Raw genomic sequence first — 15,894 nt, 5'->3', positions numbered from 1 at the left:
CCCGCGCGGGTCCGGCACAGGAATTCAGTACCCGGCGGCAGGCCGTTCGAGATAGGAATGCGCGCATGGACAACGCGGTGGGGCTGACGGGGCGCTTGATGGCTGCGGCGCGAGTGGCGCAGGCCTCGGAGGCGGACCACGACGTGCACGCCTACTGGGCGCTGGTCCGGGAGGCGGCGGAGGGGGAGAGCGGGGAGACCGCGTTGCGCTGCGGGGTGGGGTTGCTGGCGTCGGCCGAGGCCCTGGGGCGGGAGGTGGGCTGCGATCTGGTGAGCAGCGCGGCCGGTGTGAACGAGCCCCTGCGTGGCGAGGCGGCAACCGCCCTGATCGCGTTGGCCGAGGTGGAGACGGAGGCCTGCGTGCTGCGTTCCCTCGTCGTCGGCCTGGGCTCGGCGCAGGACCGGCGCGCCGTTCCCGTGCTGGTACGGCTCTCCGGACACGAGGACGCCGACGTGCGGCGGCAGGTCGCCTCGGAATTCAGCACGGCCAACAGCGGACTGCCCGACGGGCCCGACGTCCAGGCACTGATCCGACTCACCCAGGACCAGGACCCCGAGGTCCGCAACTGGGCGGCCTTCACGTTGGGGTTCCAACTGGAGCTGGACACGACCGCCATCAGGGACGCGCTGTGGAAGTGCACCACCGATGAGGACAGCGAGGTCCGGGAAGAGGGCGCGCGAGGGCTCGCCAGACGGCACGACCCACGGGCCGTCCCACTGATCGCGCACCTGCTGGACTCCGACGACGGGTCCCAGATCTTCACCCTGGACGCAGCGGAGATCCTGGGCGTTCCCGAACTCCTGCCGGCTCTGCACGCCTACGAGTTCGACGCACCCGCAACCGACCGGGCCATCGCGGCCTGCGACCCGGTACGACGGGCCCGGATGGAGGACGACGCCTGGACGGTCGTCGTGGAGTTGGACCGGCTGCGCCCCGACATCGGCGCGGCGCTCAGCTCGCCGCGCTACGAGTCGGTGCACCGCATGCAAGTGACCCACCGGGCGACGGTCGACGCGAGCTACGACGCGGCCTCACTGCTCACCCGCGCCAGCGGGGACCCGGTGCGGGCGGCCGAGCTGGTGGTGGCCGACCTCACTGCTTCCGCTGGCGAGCGGACCGGGGGCTGACGGTCTATCGGAGCTTTCCGGGGAAGCGTCGCCGAGGGGGCCGGCGGGAGCCCCGCCCTTGCATGTGGTGCGGGGCGCCGGAGCTACCGCGCGCCGGGGCGACTGCGGTCACAGCTCGGCGACCTGATCACCCACTGGACCTCCTCGACCGATCCGGCCGGCACGAGGACCGCAGATGATGAGCCTCATCGGCCACCCGCTGTTGCTGCACTGCGGGCCGCTCCCCACCGGGACCGGTCGCCTGCTGAGGATCGGTGAGCTCGGAAACCCCGACACAGGTGAACTGGAGGAGGGGTGCCGTGTGCGCAGGCCCCGGGCGGAAGGTTGGCATGCTGATCAGATGAAAAGATCTATGCTGACCGGGTTCACGATCTTTCTCCGTGTTCTCCGCTCAAGAAGCAGGTTTGCTTGATGAAGTTGCCCAAGGTCTCCGCCGTTCTGGCCGCGGCTGCGCTTGCGCCCACCGTGCTGTTCCCGTCGATGGCGTCCGCTGCCGAGCAGCCGGCGCCGACCGGGGTGTCCGGTCCGGACACGGCATCCGATGCGGTGGGGGACCACGACTCCCAGGAGGCGCTGGACCGTGCCGAGGTTCAGCGGATCCTGGCGGACAAGGAGTCGGGGCCCGATGTTCGTGCGGCCGCGAAGAAGGCTCTCGCCGGTACCGCCGCGGACCTGCGGTACTTCCTCACCGTCGGACTGGAGGAAGAGCGCCAGTCGGAGAACCGGCTCAAGGCTGCCCAGCTCCTCAGCGGCGGTCCCGCTGTCCACAACGCCGCCCGCGCCGCGCTCAACGGCACCTACGAGGACGTTCTGAGGTTCCTGAAGGAGGGCCAGTACAGGGCCCGTGCCGAGGACGAGGCCAACGCGGCGGCCGCCGCCAAGCCCACCACGTCGGTCGAGGCGGCTCAGAACTCCGGTGCCGAGCAGGGCCAGCCGACCGGGCAGACCGTCCAGCCCGCCGGCGCGGTGAGCACCAACGCGAACCCGGCTCCGGCCGTGGCACCCGCGCGGGTCGCCACTACCACCACCGGCGCCGCCGCCCCGACCTCCGGCCAGCTCGCCGCCACCGGCGCGGACGAGGGCCTCGGCTGGGAGGCCGGCGGCGCCGCCGCGGCCGTCGCCGCCGGTGCCGCCCTGGTCGCCGTCTCGCGCCGCCGTCACGCCGCCGAGAGCTGACGCGTAGTACGCCCTGGTGCCCCTGGCTGTTTCGGTCGGGGGCACCCTTGCGCCCGGGGCGACGTGCTGCTCGGGGTCCTCCCGTCTCCCGCCGGCGCCGCCATGCGCGACAGCCTCGACACGGCGCGCAGTGTCGCCCGGGCCGGGCGTGAGGTGATCGTGACGTACCCCGGTGGAGGGGGAGTCGACATCGTCACCCCCTTCGGCACGCGCAGGCGCCTGCGCGTGCCCCTGGCCGGCGAGTTCCAGGCGCGGAACCTCTCCCTGGCCGTCGCCTCGGTCGACGCCCTGACCCACCGGCTGAGCGCGGGCTCCGTCGCGCGACGAGTGGGAGAAGGCGCTGAGCGGCGTGGACTGGCCGGGGAGACTGGAGGTCGTCGACGGGAGCGGGATCAACCCTGGGTGGACAGGCGATCTGGTGCTGGACGGGGCCCACAACCCGCACGCACTGGCGGCGGTCGTGCCGGAACTGGCCGCCAGGTATCCGGACGGCGTGGTCGTCGTCTTCGCGGCGATGCGCGACAAGGTCATCCCGGACATGCTGGAGCTGCTGCCACCGACCTGGCCCGTCGTCGTCTCGCGGGCCGAGGGCGACCGCTCGGCCGATCCGGCCGCCGTGGCCGCGCTCCTGCCGGGGCACTCCGTCCTGGGCGTGACGGCGGAGGTCTCCGAGGCCCTCGACATCGCGTCGGCGGCCGCCGCCCCGCACCGTCCGGTGGTGGCCCTGGGCTCGCTCCGCCTTGTCGGTGCGATCCGGGACCACCTCGGGTTGACGCCTCGGTGAAGCGGAGGACCACGCCGGCGGCCGACCGCGTCACGCTGTGGGTCCGCCTCGCCGCCGGCCTGACGACCCTGCTCGACCAGTCGGTCTCCTCCATCGCGATCCCGGCGATCCGAGCCGATCTCGGCGCCTCCACGGCAGAGGTGCAGTGGATAAAGTTCGGTCGTGAGCTGCTGCGAGCATCACCTCGTGCCCTTCGTCGGTGTCGCGCACGTCGGCTACGTCCCGTCCGCCGACGGCAAGATCACGGGGCTCTCGCAGCTGGCCCGGCTCGCGGTCGCCCTCGCCCTGGACATGAGACGCCACATCGCGCGGTGACCTGCCACTCGGTGCGTCGGGCGGGGGAGGAGCGGTTCCCCCGCCCGGGGGAGCCGGGCCCTCCCTGCGGCGGAGGCCGCGACCGGGGGTGAGCTGGGAGGTTGGAGGCAGTCGGGAAACAGCCCGACTCCTGTCTCCCCCCTGAGGATTGACCATGCGAAAGCTCACCACTTCCATCGCGCTCACCACTGCGGTCGTGGCGTTCGCGGCCGGGACGGCCGGCACCGCTGCGGCTGAGCCCGCGCCTGCCACCCCCCTACCGGCCGGGCACCTCGCGCTGCACAGCTGGACCCTGCTCAACGAGCACGGCCCGGGCCCCAACCCAGGCGAGCGGATCACCGCGCGGGTCAGCGCCCGTGCGGTCGACGGCCACACCCGGGGGCACGTCGTGGTGCAGCACGTGTTCGAGAAGATCGGCACCACCCGGGCCGAGTTCGACGTCGACTGCCTGACCGTCGACGGGAACGGCGCCATCACCGTGACCGGGCCCATCTCGCAGATCGTGGTCACCCCGTTCGGGGGCGAGCCGTACCTCTTCGAGGAGGGCCGGCACCCCGAGGCCGGCCTCACCTTCTACCCGGCCGACGAGCAGCACCAGCGCCGGGTCGGCTGGAACCGGACCAACCCCCAGACGCACTCCGAAGTCGTCAAGTGCGGCGCGATTCCGGCCGGCTTCTGGGTCATCGACGGCGGGACCGTCCTGCGTCGCTAGGCGGCCGGTCGGCGCGAGCGTTCCGGAGACGCTGCCGCGGTAGCGCCGGCCGCCTACGACCCAGCCCACTGCCGCCCGCCCGTCTGCCGGCCCGTGGGACAGTGATCGTTCCAGCGATGAACAGGGGTGGGCGAGTGCGACGTTCGGGGGTGCTTGCGGTCGCGGCGACCGTGGCCGCGGTGATGGCGCCGGCGGCGTGCGGCGCAGGGGCGAGGACCTCGGCGGCGAGTCCCGAGACGAGCGGGGCCGCCGTCGCATCCGTCCCGGCCACGGTCCCGCCGTCCGCGACACCCAGTGAGGACACCGAGGCGCCCGAACTCGCGCGGCGGGCCCGGGCGGCTCTGACCGGTTCGCCGTCGGTGTCGCTGCTGCACGAGCAGCCGAGTCAGGTCAAGAATCCGACGAACCGCGTTTCCTTCGACCAACAGGGCGGCTGCGCCGGCGAGATGGCGGTCGAGCACGGGTCGATCCTGTTCCGGATGATCGGTGACGAGGCCTGGTCGCACCCGGATCGGGAGTGGGTGGAGCACGACTCGGCGACGAGGAGCCACACCGCGCCGGAGGACATGGACGATGTGCTGGCGCTCATGCTGAAGTGGTTCCCGAGTACCGGGAACGAGGCGGCCATGAAGGACTACCGGGTGCGGTGCACCGTCAAGCCGGTGGCCGATCTGATCTGGAGCGACGCCCCGGAGACGAAGACCCTCAAGGTGACCCGGGTCGGCACCGGCACGGTCGGGCAGACACCGGTGGTCGTCCTGCGCTCGGCCGGCCCCTCCGGGATCACGATGGCCTCGGTCGCGGCGGAGGGCACGCCGTATCCGGTCAAGGTCGAGTTCGACCCGTCGAACAGTCAGCCTGCGGCCACCTACACGCTCGGTGGGTTCGGCGAACCGTTGGGGATCGAGCGGCCCCGGCCGAACGAGAGTTGGGTGCCTCCGAAGAAGTCCTGAGTCGGCGCCCGAGGCTGTCGGACCGGGGCTTGCCGGTCCGACAGCGGCCGATGTCAGGCCAGTGCGGCTCCGCCGTCGAGGGTGAGCACCGTGCCGGTCGCGTAGCCGTCGCTCAGGAGGTAGAGGTAGGCCGCCGCAGCCTTCTCGGGGCTGCCGACGCGCTGCACGGGAAGACCGCTGCCTTGTGCTCGGAGGAAGGCCTCCGGCATCGACCGGCCGCATCCGCTGCTCGGCGACCTTCCGGAGGTCGTGCACCTCCCGGCCGGCCCCGGGCGCCATCCGGCGCTGCGCTCGGCGGTCGATCAGCTCTGCGCCGAGATCCACCGGCCTCAGCCGGGTTCGGACGCGGTGGTCACGGCGCTCGTCGATCTGCTGCTTCTCTACATCCTGCGGTTCTGGTACGCCGAGTTGCCCAGGGAACGGACGCAGGGCTGGGCCTCGGCACTGAACGATCCGTTGATCGCCCCGGCGCTGAAAGCGATCCACGACGACCCGGCACATCCGTGGACCGTCGAATCGCTGGGGAGCCGGGCCGGGCTGTCGCGCGCCGTGTTCGCCCGGCGGTTCACCACGGTGGTCGGCGAGCCGCCGCTCGGCTACCTGACGGCGTGGCGGATGGCCATCGCGGCGCGGATGCTGCGCGAGACGGTCGACTCGCTGAGCGCCGTGGCCGAGAACGCCGGCTACACCTCGGAATTCGCGTTCGCGAAGGCCTTCAAGCGGCACTTCGGTGCCCCGCCCGGGGCATATCGCCGGGAGCGGCGGACGGCGTCGGCTTCGCTACGGCGGGCGTAGCGCCGCTGCCTCACGTCCCTGAACCATCTGGATGTCGAAGCGGTGCCCGGCCCACCACTCCGGCACCCCGCAGATCAAGACCCCGGACCAGAGCCGCCACCGGCACGACGAACGCTGCTCACACCGTGCTCAACGAGCCGGCCCACCGGCCGCTACGGCCCCGCCGGCGGCCCAGCGCGGGCCGTTCACCGGATCGCCCAGCCACACGAACTGGCCGTCCGGCCGCACCGTCATGCCGTAGCCGTACGGATCCGGCCGCCCCAGCGCCTCCCACGCCGCCCAGGCGATCATCAGCTCGTCGCCGATCCGCCGGGGCCCGCCCTGGTACATGGTCGCCGTACCGTCGCCGCCGGCCGACAGCGCCGCCCAGGACCGGTCGCCGTCGTGCGTCCACGCCGACACCCCGTCCTCGTCCGTGCCGGTGATGACCACGGCGTCCGGCACGGCGACCCGCAGCGCGAACCGCAGGTCCCAGCTGTCGGCGAGCGGCGCGAGGTCACGTTCGACCACGCGCTTCACCTCGGCCGGACCGGTGCCGCGCACCGCGGCGTAGCCGGCGTGCCCGGCCGCCGGCGCCGGGCCGGCGGTGCGGTCGGCCATGAACTGCGCGAGGCCCTGGATCCAGCCGGACGCCTGCCGGTGGTCGTCGGCGACGTCCAGGGCGACGTGTCCCAGCCGGCCCCAGGGGACGACGAGCCGCCCGCCCGGCCGGACCGCCGCCACCCACGCCCACGGAACCCGCTCGACCGCGTAGGTGGCGATCAGCCGGTCCACCGGGGCCTTCGGCAGCGTGCCGGTCGCGTTCGCCACCACGACCTCCACCCGCAGGCCGGCCGCGGCCAGGCGCCCGCGCGCGAACGCGGCGAGGCCTTCGTCCACCTCGGTCGACACCACCCGGCCCGGGCCGGCCCGCCACGCCGCCAACGCGGCGTTCCAGCCCTGCCCCGTGCCGATGTCCCACACCCGGTGCCCGGGCTCCAGCAGCAGGCTGTCGAGCATGTCCACCACCACGCCCTGCGCGGACAGACTGGAGGACGGCAGCCCGCCCGTCACCTGGGTGACCGCGGCCGCGTCCTGCTCTCCGTACAACTGCAGGGCCCAGCCGTCCGGATCGACCTGCCGGTCGACCGGTACGTACGCCTGCCCGTCCCACCGCAGCAGCCGGTCCGGCGCGAACAGGTCCCGCGGCAACGCCGCGACCGCCTCGCGCAGCCACGGCGCCCGCCCGGGCCAGGCCCCGCGCGCGGCCATCGCCTCATCCAGGCGCGCCCGCAACGTGGCCAGGTCGGACGTCACTTCTTGTGCTTCCCGTCGCCCGGCGGCGGCTTCGGGACCTGCCCGTCCGCGTTCCCCGGCGGCGGGTCACCCTTGCCCGGATCCGGCGCAGGCTTCTCGTGGCTCCCCATCAGGCCCCCTTCGTGCACAGGACGACAACCCCGGCCATCCTGACCGCCCCGTCGCGCCGGCGGAAGGGGGGCGCAGCAGCACGCCGGGAGCGCTGACCACCACACCCGCGCCCCCGGAACACCAGTGGTCCCGGCAGCGCCCTGCCGGGACCACTCAGGTCTTCGCGCAAGAGCGGTCGGGTCGGGGGATTGTGTGGCGGCGGGGCGTCCCCGGTCCGCTCGGTGCGGTCAGACCCAGGCCGTGTCGGGTGTGTGGTGGGACCAGGGGCGGGCACGTTCCAGCTGACCGGCGAGGCGGAAGAGGGTGGCTTCGGCTCCGGTGCGGGCGAGGAAGTGCACGCCGATCGGCAGGCCCTCCTCCGGCCAGTACAGGGGGACGGACATGGCGGGGGCGCCGGTGATGTTGGCGATGACGGCGGGGAAGGCGATGAAGGGTGCGCCGGCGCGGGCGGTGCGCCAGGGATCGTCCTCGGTGGAGGTCATCTCCCCCAGTCGGAGCGGCGGTTGGGCCAGTGTGGGGGTGAGCCAGGCGTCGTAGCGGGTGAGGAAGCGGGCGACGGTGCGGGCGAAGGCCTGCACGGTGGTGACGGCCAGCAGGTAGGCGCCGCCGGTGACGCGCCGGCCGTGCGACCCGTAGGCGCGGGTGTACGGTTCCAGTTCCTCCGGTCGCGGTGCGCGGCCCCGTTCGCGGGTCCAGTACGCGATGATCCAGGCCATCGCGGCCCCGTAGACGGTACCGATGGCGTCGCCCACGTCCGCGGTGAGGCCCGGCAGGTCCTGCTCGGCGAGATCGTGGCCGAGGTCCGTGCACAGCCGGACGGCGTCGTGGAGGGCAGCGGCGCAGTCGGGGTGGACCGGGTGCCCTTCGGCGGTGCGCAGGCTGTAGGCGATCCGCAGCACTCCGGGCTCGCGGTCCACCTCGGCCCGGAAGGGACCGGTGGCCGGTGGGGCGGGGTAGGGGTCGCCCGGTTCGGGGCCGGCGACGGCGTCGAGCAGGGCGGCGGAGTCGCGGACGGTGCGGGTGAGGGCGTGCTCGGCGGCCCAGCCGCCGAAGGCGTCTCCGTAGGCGGGACCGAGCGGGACGCGGGCGCGGTTGGGCTTGAGGCCGAACAGGCCGCAGCAGGAGGCGGGGAAGCGGAGGGAGCCGCCGGCGTCGTTGCCGTGTGCGGCCGGCACCATGCGTGCGGCGACGGCCGCGGCCGAGCCTCCGGAGGAGCCGCCGGTGGTGCGGCTCAGGTCCCAGGGGTTGCGGGTCGGCCCGTGCAGCAGCGGCTCGCAGGTCGGGGCCATACCGAACTCCGGGGTGTTGGTCTTCCCGAGCAGGACCAGTCCGGCGGCGCGCAGGCGCCGGACGAGCTCCTGGTCCCGCTGGGAGGTGTTCTCGCGCAGGAAGGCCGAGCCCTCGGTGAAGCGGACGCCGGTCTGCTCGGTGGCGAGGTCCTTGAGCAGGTAGGGCACCCCAGTGAACGGGCCGTTCGGGAGCCCGGTGCGGAGCTGATCGAGGGCGCGGTCGAAGGTGGGCGTGACGACCGCGTTGATCCGGGGGTTGAGGCGCTCGATCCGGGTGATCGCCGCGGTGACCAGTTCCGGTGCGCTCACCTGGCCGGTGCGTACCAGTTCGGCCTGGCCGGTGGCGTCGAGGGCGGTGATGTGTTCGACGTCGGCGGTGGTGAGGGTGGTCACGGCCGGGCCTCCAGGACGAGGTTGATCGGTGCGCCGTCCCGGGCGAGGCGCCGGAGCCGCGTGAACCCGGCGGTGGTGAGCACCTCGCGCAGCCGGGATTCGCCGGCCATCGCGCCGAGCGCGGTGGCCCCGTCCTGGGCGAGCGCGGACGGGGTGCAGACCAGGGTGGAGATGGCGTAGCCGATCCGGGTGTAGGGGTTGGTGAAGTCGTCGGCGAACCGGTCGGCGGCGAGCGGTTCGACGACCAGGACGGCGCCGTCGGCGGCGAGGGTGGTGCGGGCGTGCGCGGCGGCGGCCACCGGGTCGCCCATGTCGTGGAGGGAGTCGGTGAAGGTGACCAGGTCGTAGCCGTTGCCGGGGTAGCCGGCGGCGTCGGCGACCTCGAAGGCGACCCGGCCGTCCAGGCCTGCCTTGGACGCGGCCGCGCGGGCGTGGGCGATGGAGGCGTCGTCGGGGTCGAAACCGGTCACGGTGGTGTTCGGCCACTGCTGGGCGATCAGGATCGAGGACAGGCCGTAGCCGCAGCCGAGGTCGGCGACTCGCGCACCGGCGCGGAGCTTCGGTTCGATGCCCGCCACGGCCGGGATCCAGGCGGCGATCAGGCCGTGCACGTAGGCGGGGCGGGTGAAGCGCTCCTGGGCCGCGCCGAGCGCGGGGTGGTGCTCGCCCCAGCCCATGCCGCCGCCGGTGCGGAAGAAGCCCTCGACGAGGTCGAGGTCCGCCCACAGGGCCCGGAGGCCGGGGAAGACCCCGATCAGTGAGGTCGGCGTCCGGTCGTCGGCCAGCACGGCGGCGTACTCGTCGGTGAGCGTGAAGCGGTCCGTGGCGGGGTCGTAGTCCAGGTAGCCCGCGACGGCGACGCCGCGTGCCCACTCCCGTACGTAGCGCTCCACCAGGTGGGTGCGGTCGGCGAGTTCGCCCGAACCGAGCGGGCCCGCACCCGCCAGGGTGCGGAACAGGCCGAGCCGGTCGCCCAGCACGATCAGGGGGGCGGTGCAGTTGACGCCGAGGTCGCCGAAGACCGTTCCCACGGCCTCGTCGAGCCTGGCGGTGTCCAGGGGTGCCATCTCGATCACCTCTCTCGGGAAGTGCTGATGACCAAGGGGCGTGAGAATCGGGCTCACATCGTGTGGGCCGGGGGTTCACAGCTGCCAGTGCACGGGCTCTTCGGGACGGTAGGCGCAGGAGCGGCCGGTGGTGACCGACGCGGACAGGTGCGCGGCGAGTTCGGGGTGTTCGTGTTCGATGCGGCGCAGCGTGTCGCGGATGCGTGCGGTGACGGTGGTGCGGGCGCGTTCGCCGGCGTCGCCGAGGCGGCGCGGGCGCCCGCCGAGGCCGTAGGCACGGCGCAGTTCCGCGATCAGGGCGTCGCGTTCGTTCTGCGCGCGGGCGAGTCCTGCGGGGTCGTCGCGCTCCCGCGCGGCGGTGATCTCCTCGTCCAGCCGGTCGAGACGGGCACGGTAGGCCGCGCGTGCCTGCTCGTCGAGCAGTTCGTCACTGCCGGGTGACGGCACGTCCTCGCCGGCCAGCAGGTGGGTGGCGGGCACCTCCTGCCCGGGGCAGGACACCAGTCGCGCCAGGTCGTGCAGCCCCTTGGCGTCCTTCAGGCGCACGGTGCGCCCCGCGTAGCCGAGGGTCCACACCTCGCCGTCGCGGCGGAAGACACTCCTGGTGTCCATGTGCGCGAGGGCGGCCGCGGCTCGGTCGCGCAGCCACGCCAGGCCCTGGTCCTCGGCGGCGGCCAGCGCCAGGGCGAGCAGCCGCCGTCCGCGGTCGCTGCCGGGGTCGCGGGCGAGCAGCACGCGGCCGAGTTCGTACCTGGCCCGGGTGGTGTCGGGCAGCGCGCCGACGCGTTCGGCGGCCGCGAGCGCGGTCTCCAGGTGGAGTGCGGCCCGCTGCGGGTCCGGAGCGGCGAGGCCGAGATACAGGCTCACAGGAGCAAGGGCGGCGACCGCTCCACCCACCACGACGATCTCCTGCTCGTACGGCAGCAGCCGCTGGTACCGGTCCTGAAGCACCTCGCCGACTCCGGCCGCGGCGGCGATCTCCACCTCGAACGCCATGCCCGCCAGGGCCCGCCAGCGGTAGCCCGCGAGGTCGTCGGCCGGCGGCAGGGCGCGCAGGACGGCGGCCGCCGCCTCCGGCTCGCCGGCCGCCAGTGCGGCGAAGCAGCGCCAGTGCGGCAGGAGCTCCGGTGGCAGCCCGGCGTCGCCGAACTCCTCCAGCACCGCCACCACGCCACCGGGACCGCCGCGGGCCACTGCGGCGGTCATGCGCTGCGTGGCGGCGACCCCGATGCCGTCCGGCTCACCGATCGCCTCGGCCAGCTCGGCGGCCTCGCGGGACAGCCGGCCGCCTTCCTCGAAGCGGCCCCGCAGCAGTGCCATCGCCGCCTCCCGCGAGCGGACCAGGTAGCGCGCCCTGGGCAGCCGCGAACGCTCGGCCGCCTGCGCGACCTCGTACAGGGCCGTGACCGCCCGTGGGTCGGCCAGCTCCACCAGCGCCACGAACCGGCAGAACAGCCCCTCGAACTCCAGCTCCGTGTCACCGGCCGCGACCGCCGCCGCCGTCATCGCCTCCGCGATCGTCAGCCGCCGCCCGGCCGTGCCCGGAGCCCACTCCACATCGTGGCGCGCGAACAAGGCAGTGGCCAGGGCACGCCGGTCACCCGCCGCGCGCGCCGTCCGCTCCGCCTCCCGCGCCCGGGCACGCGCACCCTCCACATCCCGCTCCGGCCCGTCGGCCGACTCGCGTGCCACCGCGGCCAGCACCTGCGCGCGCAGCCCACCGTCCGCCGCCCGGCCGCGCAGCGCCACCTCGGCGCGCTCCAGCAACGCGACCACCTGCCGCCGGGAATCCCCGGACCTGATCCCGGCCCGGTGCAGGCCCAGTGCCGCAACCGCGGCCACCCCCGGATCGTTGGACGCCCGCGCCACCGCACCGAACCCCTCCACGGCGGCCTCGCGCATCCCGGCGCACAGCTGCGCCTCGGCCAGCTCCAGGCGCATCCGCACCGTCCGCGCTTCGCCGTCGCCGCTCAGCCGCACGGCCCGGCGCCACTGCCGGACGGCCTCCTCGAAGGCGAGCTGGTCCATCGCTGCCCGGGCCGCCCGTACGGCGTAGTCCACCGCCGGCCCTACGGGGCCCACCGGGAGGGCATCCGCGTAGTGACGAGCCAGCTCGGCGACCCGTTCGCTGCCCTCCAACGCGTGCGCGACGGCCAGGTGCGTGCGGGCGCGGGCCACCGGAGCGAGCTGCGCCGCCAGCTCCTCACGGAAGAGGTCATGAACGAAGCTGTAGCCGGGGCCTTCCTCATCACGGGCCACGATGCGGGCCTCGACGGCGGGAGCGAGCAGGTCGGGCAGCCGGACATCGGGCAGGCGTGCCACCGACGCCAGCAGACCGACTCCGAAGCTGCGCCCGATCACCGCCGCGGTGCCCAGCAGCCGCGCCGTCGTATCCGGCAGTCGGGCCAGGCGCCGCGCCACGACCTGGCCGACCGCGGCGGGCACTGCCCCGTTGTCGCCGCCGGCCGCCCGGAGCCGCGCGATCTGCTGCACGAAGAACGGATTGCCGCCCGTACGCCGGTGCACGGACTCGGCCCTCTCCTGGCCGACCGCACCGCCGATGCGCTCCAGCAACACACCCACATCGGCCGGCGCCAGGCCCCCGAGAGCGACGACGTCGGCACCCGACAGAGCGCGCAGCCGGTGGTCGTCGGCAAGCTCCACATCGCGGTAGGTCCCCAGCAGCAGTAGCGGTTCGTGCCGGGCCCTGCGAGCCAGGTGGTCCAGCAGGAGCACCGACGCGGGATCGGCCCACTGCAGATCGTCCAGTACGGCGACCAGTGCCCCTCGCCCCAGCAGCGCCTCGGTGATCCGCTCGAACAGCGCCAGCCGCGCCCCCTGCGCGTCGACGCCGGCCACCTCCCACGCCCCGTGCGGCGCGAACGGCCCCGCCGGACCGGCCACCGATCCCAGGATCCGGCGCCACGGCCACAGACCCGGGGTCGCGTCACCGGCCTCGCAGCTGCCCCACGCGGTCGCCAGCCCGAGGTCGGCCGCGTAGCGCACGACCTCGGCCGCCAGCGCGGTCTTCCCGATCCCCGCCTCCCCGGCCAGCAGCACCAGCGCCCCACGCCCGCCCGCAGCCGTGTCCACGGCACGGCACAGCGAATCGACCAGCGCCGTACGGCCGACCAGGGGCGGTTCCACCCGTGAGACCACACCCGCATTCTCCGCCCCGGGCCACCCATTCGGCCACCGGCTCCAACGCGCGACCCGGTGCTCGTACCAGGCCGGAGTCCGATGCTCCCTGCCGCGCCGGGCGGCCTCACGAGGACCCCGAGGACGGCGTCCTGTTCCTCGGCCGGTTCTCCTGGGGTCGATGTGGCAGGGCTCCTGAACCGTTCGCTCCAACACCCGGTGACTCAGCGGTGGTTGCCGGGACCGCGGTCGACGGGATGTACTGGGACCAAGAAGGACGTTGAGCAGTCCGGCCGTGGTCGCCTCGCTCAACGCCTCGGGTATCAGAGGCGTCTCCGGCACATGAGCCGTTCGAGGATCCGCCTGTGCCCCCGTCCCCATCTCCAGGGCTCCACCGGCTCGTTGCCTCCGCCGGAGGCCCGAGCGGCGACCAATGGACCGGTCTCGACCTGTAGGAAAGGGTTCTCGAATCATGCGGCGGTACGTTCTCACCGGCACGCCGGGCGCGGGCAAGACTTCGCTCTTGCGGTGCCTGGACGAGCTTGGCTACGGGGTTGTCGAGGAGGCGGCAACGGCGGTCATCGCACGAGCGCAGGCGCTGGGCGAGGACCAGCCGTGGACACGGGCGTCCTTCATCGACGACATCGTCGCGCTGCAGCGACAGCGACAGCTGGAGGCCACCGGCTCCGTTCAGGTGTTCGACAGATCGCCTGTCTGCACCCACGCGCTCACCACCTACTTGGGGTGGCCGGTGTCCCCGGCGCTGGCCGCGGAGCTCGAACGGATCACCTCGGAAGGGGTCTACGAGCGGCAAGTGATCTTCGTCCGCAATCTGGGGTTCTGCGAGCCGACCGCAGCCCGGCGGATCAGTTACCAGGAATCACTGGCTTTCGAAAAGATCCACGAAGAGAGCTACCGCGCGTTCGGCTACGAGCTCATCGACATCCCTGCCGGCGACCTGGCTCACCGCGTCGCCACGGTGAGCTCAATGATCGCGCAGGCCTCGCCCCGGACACCCACGGGGTGATCCGTATCCAGGGCAGGACTCCCCGCCATCGGTTGCCCCGACCTTCGTGGTCGGGGCAACCGATGGCGGGGCTGTCGGGGCTCAGCCGAACGCGAGGAGCACCAGCGGCGTTCCCGTCGGCTGTGGTGATCCACCGGCGGGTTCGACGGTGAGGCCGACTCCGCTCGCGCTGGTCAGCGCCCCGCTCAGCATCAACGCCCCGCTTGCCGTGGGCAGCAGTCCGGCAGGGCGCATCGTTCCGCCGTCGTCGAACCACAGCTGGTAGGTGGTGCCCTCGGTCAGTGGGGGCATTCCGGAGGCCAGGAATCCCGCCCTGTCCTGGCTGTGCGACCACACCACGGTGGCCGCCCCGCTTCCGGTGACCTTGCCGCTGGTGGTGCGGGCGTCCGGCGCGGTGAGCAGAGCGGCGATCCGGTCCTGTTGCCGTTGAAGGGCCGTGGCCGCGGCGCGGGCTCGGTCGGCCTGGTGGTGCTGTTGGAGGGCCAGGCCGCCCGCGCCGACGGCCAGCGCCAGGCAGGCCGCCAGCGCGAGCCGCGGCAGTGCCCGACGCGCGGTCCCGGTGCGTGGTCCCGGCGACAGCGGGGCTGTGTCGGGAGGATCCTGCCGCACCGTCTCCAGGGCGTCCATGACTCGCTGCTTGAACTCCGGCGCGACGGGGACGGCCTGGGCCGACCCCAGCCGCGCCAGGGTCGCGGTGAACTCGGCGACCTCCTGCGTACACGCCGCGCAGCGTTCGAGGTGCAGGTCGAACTCCGCGCGCTCGTCGGGTTCGAGGGCGTGCGCGGCGTACGCGCCGGTGAGCGTGTGCAGGTCCGCGGCGCTCATGCGCCCACCCCCAGGCAGTCGCGCATCCGGATCAGCCCGTCGCGCATCCGTGTCTTGACGGTCCCCAGCGGGACGCCCAGCAGGTCGGCGACCTGCGGGTAGGTGCAGCCCCGGAAGTACGCCAGGGTCAGCGACTCGCGCTGCAGCTCGGTGAGGCCCTTGAGGCAGCGCCTCACCTGCTCGCGTTCCAAGCGTCCCTCGACCTGCTCGGAGACCTCGTCGTAGGCCGGCGCGTGGGAGGCGGCGGCGATCCGCTGCTCCCGGTCCGCGGCCGCTTGCGCGGCCCGGACCCGGTCCACCGCGCGGCGGTGGGCGATGGTGAGGACCCACGCCATCACCTCGCCGCGCTCGGACCGGTACTGGCCGGCCTTGCGCCACACCTCCAGCAGGACCTCCTGCGCGACCTCCTCCGACTGGGCGGGGTCGCGCAGCACCCGCCGCACCAGCCCGAGCACGGGGCCGGCCACGGCGTCGTACAGACCGCCGAAGGCGTTCTGGTCGCCCAGGGCGACCTTTCCGATGAGCTCCTTCAGATCGGGCCCGGGCCGCCCCGGTCCCGATAGGTGGATCACGGCGCTCACCACGCCACCCCCGAGGGGCCGTGGCTGAACGGCCGGGGCAATGGCGCACGCAACAACATCAAGGGGCCCTCCCACGGTCGGCGGGAAGGACCCGGCCGAGACAACGAATGACTCTCACCCTCTCTTCGGGGCCCGGACGGTCGCGGATTGGCCTGCCGCGCCGCACTGCACCACACCGCCGTGTCGCGCCCCACCGCCGTGCCGCACCCCACCGCGCACCGCCGGCCTGTCGGGCCGCGTCGACCCTGTCGGGCCGGGCCACCTCGGCCGACCGAGCACGCGGCCGTGCCTGCGCACCGCCACCA

The 15,894-nt window shown here is 73.7% G+C and carries 13 protein-coding genes and 1 pseudogene; 8 read left to right on the top strand and 6 right to left on the bottom strand.

Translation table 11 applies throughout. The features are described 5' to 3' along the window. Positions 1-65 precede the first annotated feature (65 nt). The 7 genes and pseudogenes from ACFVYI_RS13750 to ACFVYI_RS13720 all read left to right on the top strand — a co-directional run bounded on the left by ACFVYI_RS13750 (position 66) and on the right by ACFVYI_RS13720 (position 5,862). Complete coding sequence (locus ACFVYI_RS13750; protein ID WP_387884611.1) at positions 66-1,127, top strand: HEAT repeat domain-containing protein; 1,062 nt, start codon at positions 66-68, stop codon at positions 1,125-1,127. Positions 1,128-1,538: 411 nt separating this feature from the next. Next, positions 1,539-2,303 carry an ALF repeat-containing protein gene (locus ACFVYI_RS13745; RefSeq protein WP_387884609.1) on the top strand — a complete coding sequence of 255 codons (765 nt, stop codon included), beginning with the start codon at positions 1,539-1,541 and terminating at the stop codon, positions 2,301-2,303. Between the two features lie 349 nt (positions 2,304-2,652). Beyond that, positions 2,653-3,087: a glutamate ligase domain-containing protein gene (locus ACFVYI_RS13740; protein ID WP_387884606.1), complete on the top strand. Its 435-nt coding sequence runs from the start codon at positions 2,653-2,655 to the stop codon at positions 3,085-3,087. 159 nt (positions 3,088-3,246) lie between these two features. Then, positions 3,247-3,372, top strand: a pseudogene (locus ACFVYI_RS13735) (GTP cyclohydrolase I); the annotation flags it as partial. A 184-nt stretch (positions 3,373-3,556) separates the two neighbouring features. Continuing rightward, positions 3,557-4,114: a hypothetical protein gene (locus ACFVYI_RS13730; RefSeq protein ID WP_387884603.1), complete on the top strand. Its 558-nt coding sequence runs from the start codon at positions 3,557-3,559 to the stop codon at positions 4,112-4,114. Between the two features lie 359 nt (positions 4,115-4,473). After that, positions 4,474-5,067, top strand: coding sequence for a hypothetical protein (locus ACFVYI_RS13725; protein WP_387884601.1), 594 nt, complete (start codon positions 4,474-4,476; stop codon positions 5,065-5,067). Positions 5,068-5,217: 150 nt separating this feature from the next. After that, positions 5,218-5,862 (top strand): AraC family transcriptional regulator, encoded by a 645-nt coding sequence (locus ACFVYI_RS13720; RefSeq protein ID WP_387884822.1) that lies wholly within the window; start codon positions 5,218-5,220, stop codon positions 5,860-5,862. 129 nt (positions 5,863-5,991) lie between these two features. Here ACFVYI_RS13720 and ACFVYI_RS13715 read toward each other — a convergent pair whose 3' ends face one another. The 4 genes from ACFVYI_RS13715 to ACFVYI_RS13700 all read right to left on the bottom strand — a co-directional run bounded on the left by ACFVYI_RS13715 (position 5,992) and on the right by ACFVYI_RS13700 (position 13,165). Next, complete coding sequence (locus tag ACFVYI_RS13715) at positions 5,992-7,158, bottom strand: methyltransferase domain-containing protein (RefSeq protein WP_387884599.1); 1,167 nt, start codon at positions 7,156-7,158, stop codon at positions 5,992-5,994. Between the two features lie 338 nt (positions 7,159-7,496). After that, positions 7,497-8,951: an amidase gene (locus ACFVYI_RS13710; protein WP_387884597.1), complete on the bottom strand. Its 1,455-nt coding sequence runs from the start codon at positions 8,949-8,951 to the stop codon at positions 7,497-7,499. Further along, a complete protein-coding gene (locus ACFVYI_RS13705; RefSeq protein WP_387884594.1) occupies positions 8,948-10,018 on the bottom strand; it encodes a class I SAM-dependent methyltransferase in 1,071 nt (356 codons plus the stop codon). The genes ACFVYI_RS13710 and ACFVYI_RS13705 overlap by 4 nt, the downstream gene beginning before the upstream one ends. Positions 10,019-10,093: 75 nt before the next feature. Then, positions 10,094-13,165: an ATP-binding protein gene (locus ACFVYI_RS13700; RefSeq protein WP_387884592.1), complete on the bottom strand. Its 3,072-nt coding sequence runs from the start codon at positions 13,163-13,165 to the stop codon at positions 10,094-10,096. A gap of 463 nt (positions 13,166-13,628) precedes the next feature. Between ACFVYI_RS13700 and ACFVYI_RS13695 the strand changes: the two genes are divergently transcribed. Continuing rightward, positions 13,629-14,183 carry an ATP-binding protein gene (locus tag ACFVYI_RS13695; protein WP_387884590.1) on the top strand — a complete coding sequence of 185 codons (555 nt, stop codon included), beginning with the start codon at positions 13,629-13,631 and terminating at the stop codon, positions 14,181-14,183. Between the two features lie 81 nt (positions 14,184-14,264). Here ACFVYI_RS13695 and ACFVYI_RS13690 read toward each other — a convergent pair whose 3' ends face one another. After that, on the bottom strand, positions 14,265-15,008 hold the full coding sequence (locus ACFVYI_RS13690; protein ID WP_387884587.1) for an anti-sigma factor domain-containing protein: 744 nt from the start codon (positions 15,006-15,008) through the stop codon (positions 14,265-14,267). Beyond that, positions 15,005-15,580, bottom strand: coding sequence for a sigma-70 family RNA polymerase sigma factor (locus tag ACFVYI_RS13685; protein WP_387884584.1), 576 nt, complete (start codon positions 15,578-15,580; stop codon positions 15,005-15,007). The genes ACFVYI_RS13690 and ACFVYI_RS13685 overlap by 4 nt, the downstream gene beginning before the upstream one ends. Between the last annotated feature and the right edge of the window lie 314 nt (positions 15,581-15,894).

The organism is Kitasatospora sp. NPDC058218 (genome assembly GCF_042882445.1).
Lineage (GTDB): Bacteria > Actinomycetota > Actinomycetes > Streptomycetales > Streptomycetaceae > Kitasatospora.
Note: the sequence above shows the minus strand (reverse complement) of the source record. Positions and strands in the feature narration are given on the sequence as shown.

Bases quoted from the DNA above. Each gene is read 5' to 3' on its own strand.
- ACFVYI_RS13705 (WP_387884594.1), bottom strand. From the start codon at position 10,018: ATGGCACCCCTGGACACCGCCAGGCTCGACGAGGCCGTGGGAACGGTC.
- ACFVYI_RS13730 (WP_387884603.1), top strand. From the start codon at position 3,557: ATGCGAAAGCTCACCACTTCCATCGCGCTCACCACTGCGGTCGTGGCG.
- ACFVYI_RS13745 (WP_387884609.1), top strand. From the start codon at position 1,539: ATGAAGTTGCCCAAGGTCTCCGCCGTTCTGGCCGCGGCTGCGCTTGCG.
- ACFVYI_RS13750 (WP_387884611.1), top strand. From the start codon at position 66: ATGGACAACGCGGTGGGGCTGACGGGGCGCTTGATGGCTGCGGCGCGA.
- ACFVYI_RS13695 (WP_387884590.1), top strand. From the start codon at position 13,629: ATGCGGCGGTACGTTCTCACCGGCACGCCGGGCGCGGGCAAGACTTCG.
- ACFVYI_RS13690 (WP_387884587.1), bottom strand. From the start codon at position 15,008: ATGAGCGCCGCGGACCTGCACACGCTCACCGGCGCGTACGCCGCGCAC.